This window comes from Hypericibacter terrae, assembly GCF_008728855.1.
GTDB lineage: Bacteria > Pseudomonadota > Alphaproteobacteria > Dongiales > Dongiaceae > Hypericibacter > Hypericibacter terrae.
Window position 1 is genome coordinate 4,843,995 of record NZ_CP042906.1, and the last position, 13,506, is coordinate 4,857,500.

The 13,506-nt window shown below is 66.0% G+C and carries 12 protein-coding genes (1 of these 12 cut by a window edge); 7 read left to right on the forward strand and 5 right to left on the reverse strand.

Annotation, left to right across the window (positions count from 1 at the left end; translation table 11 throughout):
- Position 1: 1 nt before the first annotated feature.
- Entirely contained in the window at positions 2-2,851 is a 2,850-nt protein-coding gene (locus FRZ44_RS22150) for an ATP-binding protein (protein WP_151179224.1), read from the reverse strand.
- 372 nt (positions 2,852-3,223) lie between these two features.
- On the opposite strand from FRZ44_RS22150, the gene FRZ44_RS22155 reads away from it, so the two are divergent.
- From FRZ44_RS22155 to FRZ44_RS22180, 6 genes are all read left to right on the forward strand, one after another.
- Positions 3,224-4,537: an epoxide hydrolase family protein gene (locus FRZ44_RS22155; RefSeq protein WP_151179225.1), complete on the forward strand. Its 1,314-nt coding sequence runs from the start codon at positions 3,224-3,226 to the stop codon at positions 4,535-4,537.
- 67 nt (positions 4,538-4,604) lie between these two features.
- Complete coding sequence (locus FRZ44_RS22160; protein WP_151179226.1) at positions 4,605-5,444, forward strand: enoyl-CoA hydratase/isomerase family protein; 840 nt, start codon at positions 4,605-4,607, stop codon at positions 5,442-5,444.
- A gap of 33 nt (positions 5,445-5,477) precedes the next feature.
- The gene (locus FRZ44_RS22165; protein WP_151179227.1) at positions 5,478-5,897 is read left to right on the forward strand and encodes an organic hydroperoxide resistance protein; all 420 of its coding nucleotides are present in this window, start codon (positions 5,478-5,480) and stop codon (positions 5,895-5,897) included.
- An 83-nt stretch (positions 5,898-5,980) separates the two neighbouring features.
- A complete protein-coding gene (locus FRZ44_RS22170) occupies positions 5,981-6,622 on the forward strand; it encodes an isochorismatase family cysteine hydrolase (protein WP_151179228.1) in 642 nt (213 codons plus the stop codon).
- Positions 6,623-6,700: 78 nt separating this feature from the next.
- Positions 6,701-7,117 carry an organic hydroperoxide resistance protein gene (locus tag FRZ44_RS22175; RefSeq protein ID WP_151179229.1) on the forward strand — a complete coding sequence of 139 codons (417 nt, stop codon included), beginning with the start codon at positions 6,701-6,703 and terminating at the stop codon, positions 7,115-7,117.
- Positions 7,118-7,202: 85 nt separating this feature from the next.
- The gene (locus tag FRZ44_RS22180) at positions 7,203-8,252 is read left to right on the forward strand and encodes an alpha/beta fold hydrolase (protein ID WP_151179230.1); all 1,050 of its coding nucleotides are present in this window, start codon (positions 7,203-7,205) and stop codon (positions 8,250-8,252) included.
- Between the two features lie 23 nt (positions 8,253-8,275).
- On the opposite strand, the gene FRZ44_RS22185 is transcribed toward FRZ44_RS22180, so the two are convergent.
- The 4 genes from FRZ44_RS22185 to FRZ44_RS22200 form a co-directional block, all read right to left on the reverse strand.
- The gene (locus FRZ44_RS22185) at positions 8,276-10,660 is read right to left on the reverse strand and encodes an aminotransferase class III-fold pyridoxal phosphate-dependent enzyme (RefSeq protein ID WP_191908247.1); all 2,385 of its coding nucleotides are present in this window, start codon (positions 10,658-10,660) and stop codon (positions 8,276-8,278) included.
- Between the two features lie 131 nt (positions 10,661-10,791).
- Positions 10,792-12,225 carry a cardiolipin synthase gene (gene cls, locus FRZ44_RS22190; RefSeq protein ID WP_151179232.1) on the reverse strand — a complete coding sequence of 478 codons (1,434 nt, stop codon included), beginning with the start codon at positions 12,223-12,225 and terminating at the stop codon, positions 10,792-10,794.
- Between the two features lie 351 nt (positions 12,226-12,576).
- Positions 12,577-12,768 (reverse strand): Flp family type IVb pilin, encoded by a 192-nt coding sequence (locus tag FRZ44_RS22195; protein WP_151179233.1) that lies wholly within the window; start codon positions 12,766-12,768, stop codon positions 12,577-12,579.
- The gene (locus tag FRZ44_RS22200) at positions 12,761-13,093 is read right to left on the reverse strand and encodes a hypothetical protein (RefSeq protein WP_151179234.1); all 333 of its coding nucleotides are present in this window, start codon (positions 13,091-13,093) and stop codon (positions 12,761-12,763) included. Before FRZ44_RS22200 ends, FRZ44_RS22195 begins: the two co-directional genes overlap by 8 nt.
- Positions 13,094-13,497: 404 nt before the next feature.
- On the opposite strand from FRZ44_RS22200, the gene FRZ44_RS22205 reads away from it, so the two are divergent.
- Positions 13,498-13,506, forward strand: partial view of an OmpA family protein gene (locus FRZ44_RS22205; protein WP_225308395.1) — the 5' portion only. Its footprint extends 345 nt past the window's final position; the window shows 9 of its 354 coding nt (coding positions 1-9); its start codon is at positions 13,498-13,500; its stop codon lies off the right edge, out of view.

A 13,506-nucleotide genomic window follows, 5' to 3' on the forward strand; every position in this document is an offset into this window, starting at 1 on the left:
GCTAGTCCAGGCTCGCCAGCAGCCGTTCGGCGGCCTTCATGTCCGCCATGTCCGAGCCTTCCTGGAATCGCTCATAGACCGGTTGCAAAAGCTCCCGGGCCTCGTCGCGTCGATTCCAACGGGCCCAAAGCGCCGCCAGATCGGTCGCGGCGCGCAGCTCCCAGGCGAGAGCCGCCTGACGGCGGCTCCATTCGAGCGACTGCGTGAAAAGGGCCTCGGCTTCCTCGGACCGGGGCCGCGACATCGAGAGAAGCATGTTCCCCTTCACCCGCAGCAATTCCGGCATATGGGCGAGGTCCCCGTTTCCCTCCACCAGCCGGATCGTCTCCTCGATCAAGTCGAAGCCTTCGGCCTGCCGGCCGAGCGCCGCCAACCCTTGCGCAATGGAGAGGTTGAACTCCGTCGTCAGCAGCTCGTAGCGCGCCGCATGGAGCTCCGCCAGGCAGCGCTGCAGCGTCTCGACGCCGCCCTTCACATCGCCGCGGCGGATCGCCAGCTCTCCCTTGAAGCCGCGTCCGACCGCCAGATAGGGCTTCAGCGAATGGGCATCCGCATGCGCGATGAACCAGTCCATATGTTCCTCGGCGCTCTCGATATGGCCGCTCCAGAGCGACAGGAAGACGGCCCAGGCGAGGGCGATGGACAGGGTTCCCGGGTGATCCAGCGACGCGGCGTCCTCGACCGTCTGGCGGATGCGCTCCATGGCTTGGGCCGCACGGCCCTGCAGCCACAGGGTCCGCGCGAGCGCGACGCCCGCGTAATTGTGGTGATCGAAGCCGAGATAGAGCCCGCTGGCCCGCGAGGCGCCGCGCCCTTGCTGCAGGGCCGCCTCGAGCTCCCGTCGGGCGCCGTTCAGATCGCCGCTATGGCGGAGGGAGCGCCCGAGAAGAGAATGGGCCAAGGCGACGGCGGCCGGATCCGCAACCGTCCCGGAAATGGCGGAGCAGCGCTTCGCGTAATGCAGGGCGGTTTTGAAGTCCCCCGCGCGGTGATGAAACATATGCATCAGGCCCAGCAGCTGCAGCTGGTCCAGGGCCTCGCCCCGCTCTTCCGCGATCGCGAGGCTTCGGGTCAGAGCTCCGCGCGCCGCGTCGCTGCTGCCGCGGGTGAACATCGATGACAACCCCAGCGCCGCCTGAAGCTGCATCTCCTGGGGCCCGCCGCGCATGCCCGGGTCGAGGGCGAGGATCGCGCGCTCCGACCAGCGGGCCGATTCCATGAGCAGGGACATCGACAGGAAGACGGGCACAGCGGCGGCCGCAAGCCCGACGCCGACATCGGCTTTGCCATGGGGGCCAAAGCACCAGTCCAGGGCGGCCCGCACATTCCCGAGTGCTGCCAGATAGGGTGCGCGCTCCGCCGCGCTCGACAAAGCCGGCCATTCGGCTCCGGACTGCTCCAGCCATCGCCGGTAATAGGAGGCGTGGCGCGCGGCCAGCTCGGCAAGCTCGGCGGCGTCGGCCTCGAGCTCGAGCGCATAAGCGCGCGTTGTCTCCAGGAGCCGATAGCGCATCATGGCGCCCACGGGGCGGCTCGCCACCATCGATTTGGCGACGAGGCTGTCGATCGCGCCGAAGACCAGAGCCTCATCGACGGTCGCACTCGTCACCACGGCCAGCGCCGCTTCGATGGTGAATTGCCCGACGAACACCGCGAGGCGGCGAAGCACCACGCGCTCCAGGTCGGACAGGAGCCCGTAGCTCCAATCCAGTGTCGCCTTCAGCGTCTGCTGGCGCGGTGGCGCCGTGCGCTGACCCACCCACAGCAGGGACAGCCGTTCCTCCAGAAGAGCAGCGGTTTGCTGGAGCCCGTAGGCGGCGACCCGGCCGGCAGCCAGCTCGATCGCAAGCGCCACGCCGTCGAGCTTGCGGCAGATGTTGGCCACGGTCGCCGCATTGGCGTCGTTGAGATGGAGGCGGGCCCCGCTCGCCGTCGCCCGCTCCATGAAGAGCTGGGTCGCGGGGAATGTCAGTGCCATCGCCGCCGTGAGACCCGGATCGTCCGGCGGAACGGTCAGGGGCGCCAATCTGTAGACCTGCTCGCCTTCCACCCTGAGGACCTCGCGGCTCGTCGCCAGGATATGGACCTGGGGCGCACTCGCGAAGATGCGCGCCGTCAGGGCCGCGGCAGCCTCGATGACATGCTCGCAATTGTCGAAGATCAGCAGGATTCGCTTGTCGCGCAAATTGGCGATGAGGCTCGGCGTCGGATCCTGCGACTGAAAGGAGAGCCCCAGCATGGAGGCGAGGGAAGCGGCCACGAGATTGGGATCGCTCAGCGTGCCGAGATCGACAAAGAGCACGGCGCCCGCGAAGCTCTGCACCAGATCATGGCCGACCGCGACGGCAACCGTGGTCTTGCCGACGCCGCCCGCGCCGACGACGGTGACAAAACGCGAAGCGGCCAATTGTGTCGACAGCATCAGGACGGAATCGGCCCGTCCGACCATCCGGACCAGGCGGCTTGGCAGGTTGGTCCGCGGGATGTCGGCGGCATCCGGCGCCACCTGGCGCCCCGGCTCGCTCGACCGCGAGAGGGGCGCCACGAAGCAGTAGCCCCGGCCCGCCAGGGTGGCGATGTAACGGGCCCCCTCCTGGCCGTCGCCCAGCGCTTTTCGCAGGCTCGCCATGTGAAACCGCAGGCTGCCCTCGCCGACGGTGACGTCGGGCCAGACCCGTGCCATGAGGTCCCGTTTGCTGACGGCTTCGTTGGGGCGTGAGACCAGCGCAATCAGGATGTCGAGCGTGCGCGCGCCCAGCTGCAGCGTTACGCCTTCCCTGGTGAGGAGCCGTTCGCTCGGAACCAGGCTGAAACTGCCAAAGGACAGGACCTCTCTCGTCGGTGCCGTCATGGCGTCATCATGGCGTCATCTTTCGGGGCGGCGCGACCTGGGCGGCATCCTAGGACAGGGATCAATGCCGCACCAAGGGCGAACAGGGCTCGTTCCCCTTCAAGAACCGGTGATCGCTTCCGGGCATAAGAACTTGGCTGGGAGGGATTCGGCGGGTTTCCTCCACCACGTCCCTCCGCGAGGGGCGGCAGGTCCGTTGACTGAACTTTCAACCGAACGCCCCTGCGCCTTGCCATCGCTGACAACTGCTAACAGCGCATAACGGGCGTCCTCCCGGGGCCTCTGCCTAAATGGGTGAAGCAGCAAGCGGACGGCCGCAGAGCCGCAATGCCTCGACCGCTCGAGCCCGCCCTTTCATAAAGGAGAAGGACCATGACCGAATCATTGTCGTCGACCACCCGGCGCGAGTTCCTGACCACGTCCGCGACCGCGCTGCTGGCAACCTCGGCCGTCGCAGGTGGCCTCAACCTGTTTCCCATAGAGCAGGCGGCAGCGGCCGAGAACGACGCCATCCGCCCCTTCCGGTTCGATGCGCCGGAGGCGGATCTCGTCGATCTGCGCCGGCGTCTCGCGGCCACCCGGTGGCCCGAACGGGAGCTCGCCACGGACGATACGCAAGGCGTCCAGCTCGCGACGATGCAGAAGCTCGTGGGTTACTGGGGGACGGATTACGACTGGCGGAAGATCGAGGCGAAACTGAATGCGCTGCCGCAGTTCGTGACTGAGATCGACGGGCTCGACATTCATTTCATCCATGTTCGCTCGAAGGAAGAGAACGCGCTGCCGCTCATCGTCACGCATGGCTGGCCCGGCTCGATCATCGAGCAGTTGAAGATCATCGGTCCGCTGACCGATCCCACGGCCCATGGCGGGAATGCGTCGGACGCCTTCGATCTGGTGATTCCGTCGATGCCCGGCTACGGCTTCTCCGGCAAGCCGACCGCGACCGGCTGGGACCCGGTCCGCATCGCCAGCGCCTGGATCGTGCTGATGAAGCGGCTTGGATACACGAAATATGTGGCGCAGGGCGGCGATTGGGGGGATGCCGTCACGGAGCAGATGGCCGTGCAGGCACCGCCGGAATTGCTCGGCATCCACACCAGCATGCCGGCGACCGTCCCGGCCGCCGTCTCAAAGGCGCTCCAGCTCGGCGGCCCGCCGCCAGCGGGTCTCTCGGCCGACGAACAACATGCGTACGACCAGCTGGACTTCTTCTACAAGCATGGCCTGGCCTACGCCCTCGAAATGTCGAACCGCCCTCAGACGCTTTATGGGATCGCGGATTCGCCCGCCGGCCTGGCGGCCTGGATCCTCGACCACGACGCGCGCAGCTATGAACTCATGGCACGCGTGTTCGACGGAAAGACCGAAGGCCTCACGCGCGACGATATCCTCGACAACATCACGCTCTACTGGCTGACGAACACCGGCGTCTCCTCTGCACGTCTTTACTGGGAGAACAAGCTGGCCTTCTTCGACGTCAAACACATCACCATCCCGGTCGCGGTCAGCGCCTTTCCGGACGAGCTCTATCAGGCCCCGCGCAGCTGGGCCGAGCAGGCGTTTCCGAAACTCCTCCACTACAACAAGCTCGACAAGGGCGGCCACTTCGCCGCCTGGGAACAGCCGGAACTCCTCACGGCCGAGCTCCGGGTCTCGTTCCGGCCGCTGCGGCAGTCGATCTGAGGCCGGCGGCGGCGCGCGTCCTGTGCGCGCCGCCCCCTCCCCTACCCGGTGCTGAAGGGACATGAAAATGAGCAAGCCCTCAAACACAAGACAGATTCGGCTCGAGCGGATTTCGTCCGCTTACTGGCGAGTGACGTTCGACCATCCGCCGCTGAATATCTTCGGGCCCGACACAATTCCGCAGCTGGAAGAGATCGTCAGATCGCTCGAGAGCGACACGAGCGTGAAGGTGGTGGTGTTCGACAGCGCGGTCGAAGGGTTCTTTCTCACCCACTATGACTTCCTCGCCAGGCTCGAGGAGTCGACGAGCCTGCCGCCGGGCACGACCGGCCTCCAGCCTCTGCCCGACATGCTGGCGCGGCTCAGCCGCGCGCCCGTCGTGTCGATTGCGTCCATTCGGGGACGGGCCAGCGGCGTCGGCAGCGAGCTCGCTCTTGCCAGCGACATGCGCTTCGCCAGCCGGGAGAAGGCGATTCTGTCGCAATGGGAAGTCGGCGCGGGCCTGGTCCCCGGCGGCGGCCCGATCGCGAGATTGCCGCGCCTGATAGGGCGTGGGCGAGCGTTGGAGGTGTTGCTGGGCGCCGACGATATCGGCGGCGATCTCGCGGAGCGCTATGGCTACGTCAATCGCTCATTGCCCGATTCCGAGCTCGATGGCTTCGTCGATGCGCTCGCGAGGCGGATAGCATCGTTCGACAAGCCGGCCATCGCCGAAACGAAGCGTCTGGCCAACAGGGCCAGCCTGCCCTCCGATGCGGACATCGCACCGGAGTGGGACGCCTTCATCGCGTCCGTTCAGCGTCCCGCCACCCAGGCCCGCATCAAGAAGCTGATGGAGCAGGGCTTCCACAAGCCGGGCGACGTCGAAAACCGTCTCGGTCACTACGTCGGCCAGCTCGGCGCCTAGGAAACAGGCATTTTCTCAGCGAGGACCCCCACCATGACCCAACCTGGAAAAGTGATCTACACCGCGAAGACCCACACCACCGGCGGGCGCGAGAACGGCATCTCGCGCAGCTCCGACGGCCGCCTCGACGTCATGCTGTCGCCCCCCGGTTCACCGCGCACCGGCACCAACCCCGAACAATTGTTCGCGGCCGGTTGGTCGGCCTGTTTCGAAAGCGCGCTCGCGCTCGCGGCCCACAAGAAGAAGATCAAGCTGCCGGCCGACCTGGCGATCGACGCCGAGGTCGACCTTCATCTCGACAATAGCGCGTACTTCCTCAGCGCCCGTCTCAAGGTGTCCATTCCCGGCATCGACCGGAGCATCGCGCAGGGCCTGGTCGAGGATGCCGAAGGGATCTGCCCCTATTCGAAGGCCATCAAGGGCAACATCGCCGCCACCTACATCGTGGTCTGAGCGGTTCCTGTCTCGTCTGGATCACGCCGGCCAGGACCCGCGAGGGGCGGTGCGGCCGGAGACGACCGCTGGAGGGTCGCAGAATGACCACGCCGACTTACAATCCCGCGCGGACGGGCCTGCTGTTCGTCGACCCGTACAACGATTTCCTTTCCGAAGGCGGCAAGCTGTGGCCAAGGGTGAAGGAGGTCGCGGAGCAGGTCCGTCTGATCGACAATCTCAAGGCCGTCCTGGAGACGGTCCGGGCGAGGAACATCCAGGTTTTCATCGTGCCCCATCACCGATGGGAGCCCGGAGACTATCAGCGCTGGAAGCATCCCAACCACACGCAGATCTCGTCGGGCAGGATCCAGTTCTGCGCCAAAGGCAGCTGGGGCGGCGAATGGCGTCCGGATTTCGCGCCGCAAGAGGGTGACGTCATCGTCAAGGAGCACTGGGCGCAGAGCGGCTTCGCCAACACCGACCTCGACCAGCAGCTCAAGCAGCATGATGTCGAAAAGGTGGTCCTCATCGGCCTGATCGCCAATACCTGCATCGAATCCACCGGCCGGTTCGCCATGGAGCTGGGCTATCACGTGACCCTGGTCACGGACGCGACGGCCGCCTTTTCGCCGGAGATGATGCACGCCGCCCACAAGCTCAACGGGCCGACTTACGCTCATGCGATCCTCACCACGGCCGAACTGATCGCGGCCTTGCAGACCGAGCCGAGCGCGGTCGATTGAGGCCCTTATCGGGCATGCGCAGAGCAGCGCGACCGACGCGTGCCTGGCATCTCGACATCGCTCAAAGAGGAATCCGTCGTGGCTCTAGCCGGAAAAGTTCTCTACACCGCCATAACCCACACCACGGGCGGCAGGGATGGGGCGTCCCGCAGCGCCGACGGACGGCTTGACATCAGGCTGTCGACACCGGGCGGGCCTGGCAACGGCACCAATCCGGAACAGCTCTTCGCCGCGGGGTGGTCGGCCTGCTTCGAGGCTGCGATCGGACTCGCGGCCCGCAGAATGAAGGTCACGCTCCCGCCAGACCTGGCGATCGATGCCGAGCTCGACCTGAATCTCGCGGACGGCGCCCATTTCCTCCGCGCCCGGCTCAATGTCAGCCTCCCGGGTCTGGACCAGGAGCTCGCCCAGGTCCTGGTCGATGCCGCCCACCAGACCTGCCCCTATTCCAAAGCGATCCGGAACAATGTCGACGTCCTGATCCCCATCGTCTGAGACAGGTTCGCCGTGGAAAGGGTCTGCCGCTTCGCAGGCGGGCAGATTCTTTACATCGGTCCAACAAGACAATCGGAGCCGCGCAATGCTCGACATCGACCCCCATCGCCGCCGCTTTCTGGGTGCGGCCGCCCTGGCCATCGCCGCCGCCGAGCTCGGGAGAACCAGGTCGGCGAAGGCGCAATCCGGCGGGACGTATCTTGCGGATCTGCCCGCGATCAAGCCCGGGGCCCACAGCTCGTTCGGTGCCCTGAAGCAGATCGATGCCGGTCTGCTCAATGTCAGTTATGCCGAGGCCGGACCGGCCGATGGCCCGCCGGTCCTTCTGCTGCATGGCTGGCCCTACGACATCCACAGCTATGTCGATGTCGCGCCGGCGCTGGCCTCGGCAGGCTACCGGGTGATCGTCCCCTATCTGCGGGGCTACGGCCCGACGCGCTTTCTTTCCGATGACACGATCCGCAATGGCCAGCAGTCGGTGACGGCGGTCGATATCGTCGCCTTGATGGAGGCGCTCGCGATCCGGAAGGCAATCCTCGCGGGTTACGATTGGGGGGCGCGGACGGCCTGCATCATCGCAGCGCTCTGGCCGGAGCGCTGCAAGGCCCTGGTTTCCGTGAGCGGCTATCTGATCGGCAGCCAGGACGCCAACAAGAAGCCGTTGCCGCCGAAGGCCGAGCTGCAATGGTGGTACCAGTATTATTTCGCCACGGAGCGCGGCCGGGCCGGCTACGAACAGAACAGGCGTGATTTCGCCAAGCTCATCTGGCAGCTCGCGTCACCGCGGTGGCGCTTCGACGACGCCGCCTTCGATCGCAGCGCCGCCGCCCTCGACAATCCCGATCATGCCGCCATCGTGGTGCATAATTACCGCTGGCGGCTCGGCATGGCCGAAGGCGAGGCGAAATATGACGATCTCGAACGGCGGCTCGCCGAGTTTCCGGTCATCGCCGTGCCCAGCATCACCCTGGAAGGCGATGCGAACGGCGCGCCCCACCCGGACCCCAGCGCCTATGCCAAGAAGTTCTCCGGCAAGTATGAGAACCGGATCATTCCGGGCGGCATCGGGCACAATCTGCCTCAGGAGGCCCCGCAGGCCTTCGCCAAGGCCGTCATCGACGTCGACGGTTATTGAATGCGCGACTCCCGAGGGGCTCGCTAAAGGGCCGCCAACGCGCGGTCGAGCGCCTCGATCGCGAGGTCCGCATGCTCGGGCCGGAAGCAGAGCGGCGGGCGGATCTTCAGCAGGTTGCGGCGCGGGCCTTCCGTGCCGATGAGCACTCCCTGCTCGCGCATAAGATTGGCGACGCGCCGGGTCCAATCGGGCGCCGGCTCCTGCGTCTTGCGATCGCGCACCAGCTCCACGCCCATGACCAGGCCGGTGCCGCGAACATCGCCGATCGCGGGGTGGCGGGCCATCAGCGCCTCGACGCCCTGGCGGAAATAAGCCCCGGTCCTGCGGGCGTTCTCCTGCAAGCCCTCGCGCTCCAGCACATCGAGCACCGCCAGGCCGGCGGAGGCCGAGACCGGATTGCCACCGAAAGTCGAGAAATAGTCGGTGCGGTCGGTGAAGGACTTGAGAATCTCCCGGCGGGTCACGATGACGCCGAGGGGATGGCCGTTGCCGACCGGCTTGCCCATCGTGACGATGTCGGGAAGCGCACCGTGGAAATCGAAGCCCCAGAAGTGGGTTCCCGACCGCCCGAAGCCGTACTGCACCTCGTCGGCGATGAAGAGGCCGCCTGCGGCGCGCACCGTTTCCGCCACGGTCCTGAGATAGCCCTTCGGAACGTCGAGCATGCCGCTCGAGATGAAGGCGGTATCGATCATCGCCGCGGCCGGCTTGTGGCCGGCCGCCGCGAGCGAGGCGATGGCGCGGCCGGCGTCGCCGGCATAGCCTTGCGCCGCGGCCGGATGGTCTTTGCGGAAACGGCCACGATAGAGATCGGGAGCCTCCAGCGTGCGCACATGGGGCGCCACGGCGCTGGCCGGCATATCGTAAGGCGAGAGTGCCGCCACGGCCTCGGTGCCGCCGTGATAGGCGTTCTCCATCACCAGCGCGCCGGTGCCATGGGTATGGGCCTTGGCGATGCGCCAGGCGATATCGTTGGCCTCGCTGCCGCAATTGACGAAGGCGCAGACATCGAGCCCGGCCGGCATCAGGGCGCAGAGACGCTCCGCATAGTCGAGCACGCTCTCATGCAGATAGCGCGTGTTGGTGTTGAGGAGCGCCGACTGGCGCGCGATCGCTTCCACCACATGCGGGTGCGCATGGCCCACATGCGGCACGTTGTTATAGGCGTCGAGATAGCGCCGGCCATCCGCATCCCAGAGCCAGACCCCGTCCCCGCGCAGCAGATGGAGGGGCCGCTCATAGGACAGCTCCAGTCCCGATCCCAGCAGCCGGCGCCGGCGCTCGAGGAGAGGTTCGGCGGAATCTTTCCCTGCCGCTGCCGCCGGCCGCGGTGTCGAGACGAAGGGGGCGCCCGGTGCCAGGCCCGCCGCCTTGCGAAAGGCGTCCTCGGCCGCTTGGGGCCCGGCCGACAAGAGCCGCTCGAAGGCCGGCAGACCGGTGCGCTCATATTGCTCGAGCTTGTCGGCGCCGCTGCGGTCATGGCGTTGCCGCCAGGCGAAGATCGCCAGAGTCACCGCATGGCGCGCCAGCATGGCGTCATAGAGGGTGGCGATCTCGTCATCCTGCAAAGGCATCACGGCGCTGTAGCCCGCGATGATCTCCTGGGCGGATTCGATCGGCCCCATTCCCTCGCCCGCCACGTCCGCAGCCGCGAGTGCGAGATCGAACACCAGGGGACCGTGGATCATGTCGCCGAAATCGATGATCCCGGCGACCCTGGGCGCACCGTCCGCGTCGACCAGGACATTGCCCGGGTTGCAGTCGTTATGAATGATCTGGCTCCGCAGGGCGGCGAAGGCCGGCAGCCGCCCGGCGGTCCGCTCGAGCACGCGCGCGACGGCCGCGGCGGCGGCCGGATCGCCGATCAGCGAGGCATAGGGACGCAGCTCGCCGGCGCGACGAATGTCCCAGGCGATCCGCTGTCCCGCCGCCGGATGAAAGAACCCGCGCAGGGCCTTGTCGAGCCGCGCCACCGTGCGGCCGAATTCGCGCAACAGCGCGGGCCCGGGCTGGGCCTTCTCGAGCAGCCGGCCCGGCAGAAAGGTGATCGCGCAGGCGATGTGGCCGGCACCGTCGGGCCCTTCCACGTGGGCCGAGCGTTCGCCGGTCCGGGTCTGGAGCAGGCGCGGCACCGGTAAGCCCGGATCCTGGAGGGCCAGATGGCCGAGCGCGCCGATCTGGAAGTCGACGATCGCCGGATCCTCGAGCGCGTTGTAGAGCTTCAGCACCGCGCCCGGTCCCTGCGCCGGCCGCAGATGGAAATTCTGGTCGCGCTCGCTGAAGAGCGCCGTCGCGCGGGCTTCCATCCCGTAGAGCTCGCGGGCGATGCGCTCGGCATCCACGGTCGAGAAGCCTGGGGGATTCGTCCTGAGCGCGGTCAGATCGCCGGCCGGCAGGTTGTTCGACATGATCGAGGTTCCGGAAATGAAAGCCGAGGAGGCGGATCGAACCCTAAGCCGAACCCGCCGGTTTGTCATGACCGAATGACTGCGGCCCCTTCAGCAACAACGCTCCGGGAAGGATCGCGGGCTGCAGACGTTCAGAGCAAGGGCCCGACCGTCGCGACGCTGTTGTGCCACAATTGCCGATAGATCGGCCAGGCGGCGACCGCTTCCTTCGAAACCGGCTTCGAGCCGGCGATATACTCCATCTGGCGTTGGCGCATCGCGGCGGTGACTGTCGGATCGAAGAGGAGAATGTTGTTCTCGTAGTTCAGATCGAAGCTGCGGCGGTCCATGTTGGCGGAGCCGATCAGCGTGACCTCGCCGTCGATCGTCAGGGACTTGGTGTGAAGCAGGCCGCCGACATATTCGTGGATCTTCACGCCGGCCTCGAGAAGGCTGGCGTAGTAGCTGCGGCTGGCGGCACTCACGATCCAGGAGTCGTTGCGGGCCGGGAAGATGATGGTCGTGTCGATGCCCCGATAGGCCGTGGTGCAGAGCGCGATCTGCAGCGTTTCGTCGGGCACATAATAGGGTGTCGAGATGACGACCTCGCGCCGCGCCGCAAACAGTGCCGCCTCGAACATTTCCGGCATGGCGGAGAAGCGTACGGTGGGACCCGTGCCGATCACCTGCGCGGGAAAGCCGTCCGAAGCGGGGACAGGGGGCGGCCGGCGCAGGAGCTCGCCGAGGTCCTCGTCGATGCGCGACATCCAGTCGCTGGCGAACAGCACCTGGTTCTGCCGCGCAATGGGCCCTTCGAAGCGCATCACCGCGTCGACCCAGGGCGCGTACTTCGCCTTCACCAGGAACTCCGGGTCGGCGCAGTTCTGGCTGCCGCAATAGGTAATGCGATCGTCGATGACCACGATCTTGCGGTGGTTGCGAAGGTCGATCCGCCCCATGAAAGGCCGCACCAGCGGGTTGCCGATCGGCAGCCCGTTGGCGACGCGCACGCCGGCCTGGCGCATATCCTGCCAATGGGCCGACCGGATCAGGGAGCGTGAGCCCAGGTCGTCGGCCATGGCGCGGCAGGTGACGCCCCGGGCCGCGGCGCGTTTCAAGGCTTCGATGACCTTGCGACCGTTGTTGTCCGGCAGCCAGATATAGAACAGGAGATGGACATGGTCCTTGGCGGCGTCGATGTCCGCCACCATGGCATCGATCGTGGCATTGGAATCGGCGAGCAGGCGCGCCTTGTTGCCGCCGACGGGCTGAAAGCCGCTGATGGACTGGCCGAGACGAAACAGATTCTCCTGCCGTTCGAGAATGACGGCGGCGCCATCGGCATGGATCTTCGGGAGACCCGCCAGCACAGCCCGCAATCGCTCGACCCGGCGACGCCCGATGCTCACTTCGCCGAACAGAAGATAGGCGAGGATGCCCAGGACGGGCAGCAGGGTGACCACGACGATCCAGGCAATGCGAGAGGCGGGGTCGCGATGGGGCCGGAGCATGATCCGGACGATAACGGCCAGATCGAGCAGCATGAGCGCGAGATTGACCAGCGAGTAATGGAACAGGATGGTCATGAATGCTTTCCCGATGCGGATTGACGTCGGCTTCACGGGACCCGTCCGAGCGCAACGGATCCGCCTCGAACGCCCGAAGAGGTCGAGCTGGAAGGGCTCGAGGCTGCCCCTGTCGGCCGTGAATCTGCGCGTTTCTCCGGCTCTCCTGCAAGCCGGACGAGGGATGCGAAGCGGTATGCGCCAGGATCGCGCCCCTCGAATGCAGAAAGCCCCGGCGCTTTCGCACCGGGGCTTTTGGCATTGGGTTACAGGGACTGTCCAGGAGACTCGATCTCGGCAGATTTCCACGTCTGCGGTGGTCGTGCCCTTCGTGCCGGCCAGGCTGCCCGCCGCGAGGGCGGCGGCGCGGTCTTAGGCTTTGCCGGCGGCAGCCGCGGTGCTGAGGGTGGAGCTGATGAGGCTGAAGATGTTGTTCAACGAGCCGCCCAGGGTGGTCAGCGCGACGATGGCGGCGACCGAGACGAGGGCAACGATCAGGCCGTATTCGATCGCCGTGGCACCGGACTCGTCGCGGAGGAAATTCGACATCAGGGTCTTAAACATGGGTTGGGGTTCCTTCCCGAATGTTTCTCGAATTTGATGCAATAAATATAGCGCCACCGATCCCTACAAGTATAGGTAAATTCTCAACTATATTGGTAATCATATAAAGTAATGCCTGGTGATTATTTGAATCAACTTTGCCGATAATTTTAGAGATCGAGCCCGTGAATGCAAGCCGTTGCGGAGCCTGCGCGGGTTCGCAAGGACGAAGCCTGCGGCCGGCGAAGATCGAAGGCTCCGGCCGCTGCGCCGAGAGCGCAAAAAACCCCGCCAGGCTCGCCCCGGCGGGGTTTTTGATTTGGTTGCAGGGAACCGCTTTGGTCATTTCCTGGCAATGTTCCACGAGGCCCACTTGTCGCCGTGCCACGGGTCCGGGCCGGTGATCGGCCGGCGGTCGTGGTCCACGAACCACAACAATGCCGACCGCCGATAAGGCACGGCATTTGCCTGCAGGCTGGTTGCGTGCCAACCGGCGTTTGGCGTTTGACATAGGTCAATGAACCAGATTGACCTCGGCGGTAAGAAGAATGTCCTACGTGCGTGATCTGCATGCCAAGCGCTCCCAACCAACCGAGGGACAAACCCATGACAAGGCTTTTGCATTCATGGCGACAGCTTGCGGTAATCTGCAGCGTCGCCCTGCTCACGGCCTGTGCTTCGCACGGCCACCAGCAAGCAACGGCTGGAACTCCGGCTACAGCGGCTGGAACTCCGGCTACAACGGCTCCTATGCATCCG

Bases quoted from the DNA above. Each gene is read 5' to 3' on its own strand.
- FRZ44_RS22150 (WP_151179224.1), bottom strand. From the start codon at position 2,851: ATGACGGCACCGACGAGAGAGGTCCTGTCCTTTGGCAGTTTCAGCCTG.
- FRZ44_RS22155 (WP_151179225.1), top strand. From the start codon at position 3,224: ATGACCGAATCATTGTCGTCGACCACCCGGCGCGAGTTCCTGACCACG.
- FRZ44_RS22160 (WP_151179226.1), top strand. From the start codon at position 4,605: ATGAGCAAGCCCTCAAACACAAGACAGATTCGGCTCGAGCGGATTTCG.
- FRZ44_RS22165 (WP_151179227.1), top strand. From the start codon at position 5,478: ATGACCCAACCTGGAAAAGTGATCTACACCGCGAAGACCCACACCACC.
- FRZ44_RS22170 (WP_151179228.1), top strand. From the start codon at position 5,981: ATGACCACGCCGACTTACAATCCCGCGCGGACGGGCCTGCTGTTCGTC.
- FRZ44_RS22180 (WP_151179230.1), top strand. From the start codon at position 7,203: ATGCTCGACATCGACCCCCATCGCCGCCGCTTTCTGGGTGCGGCCGCC.
- FRZ44_RS22185 (WP_191908247.1), bottom strand. From the start codon at position 10,660: ATGTCGAACAACCTGCCGGCCGGCGATCTGACCGCGCTCAGGACGAAT.
- cls (WP_151179232.1), bottom strand. From the start codon at position 12,225: ATGACCATCCTGTTCCATTACTCGCTGGTCAATCTCGCGCTCATGCTG.
- FRZ44_RS22195 (WP_151179233.1), bottom strand. From the start codon at position 12,768: ATGTTTAAGACCCTGATGTCGAATTTCCTCCGCGACGAGTCCGGTGCC.
- FRZ44_RS22200 (WP_151179234.1), bottom strand. From the start codon at position 13,093: ATGACCAAAGCGGTTCCCTGCAACCAAATCAAAAACCCCGCCGGGGCG.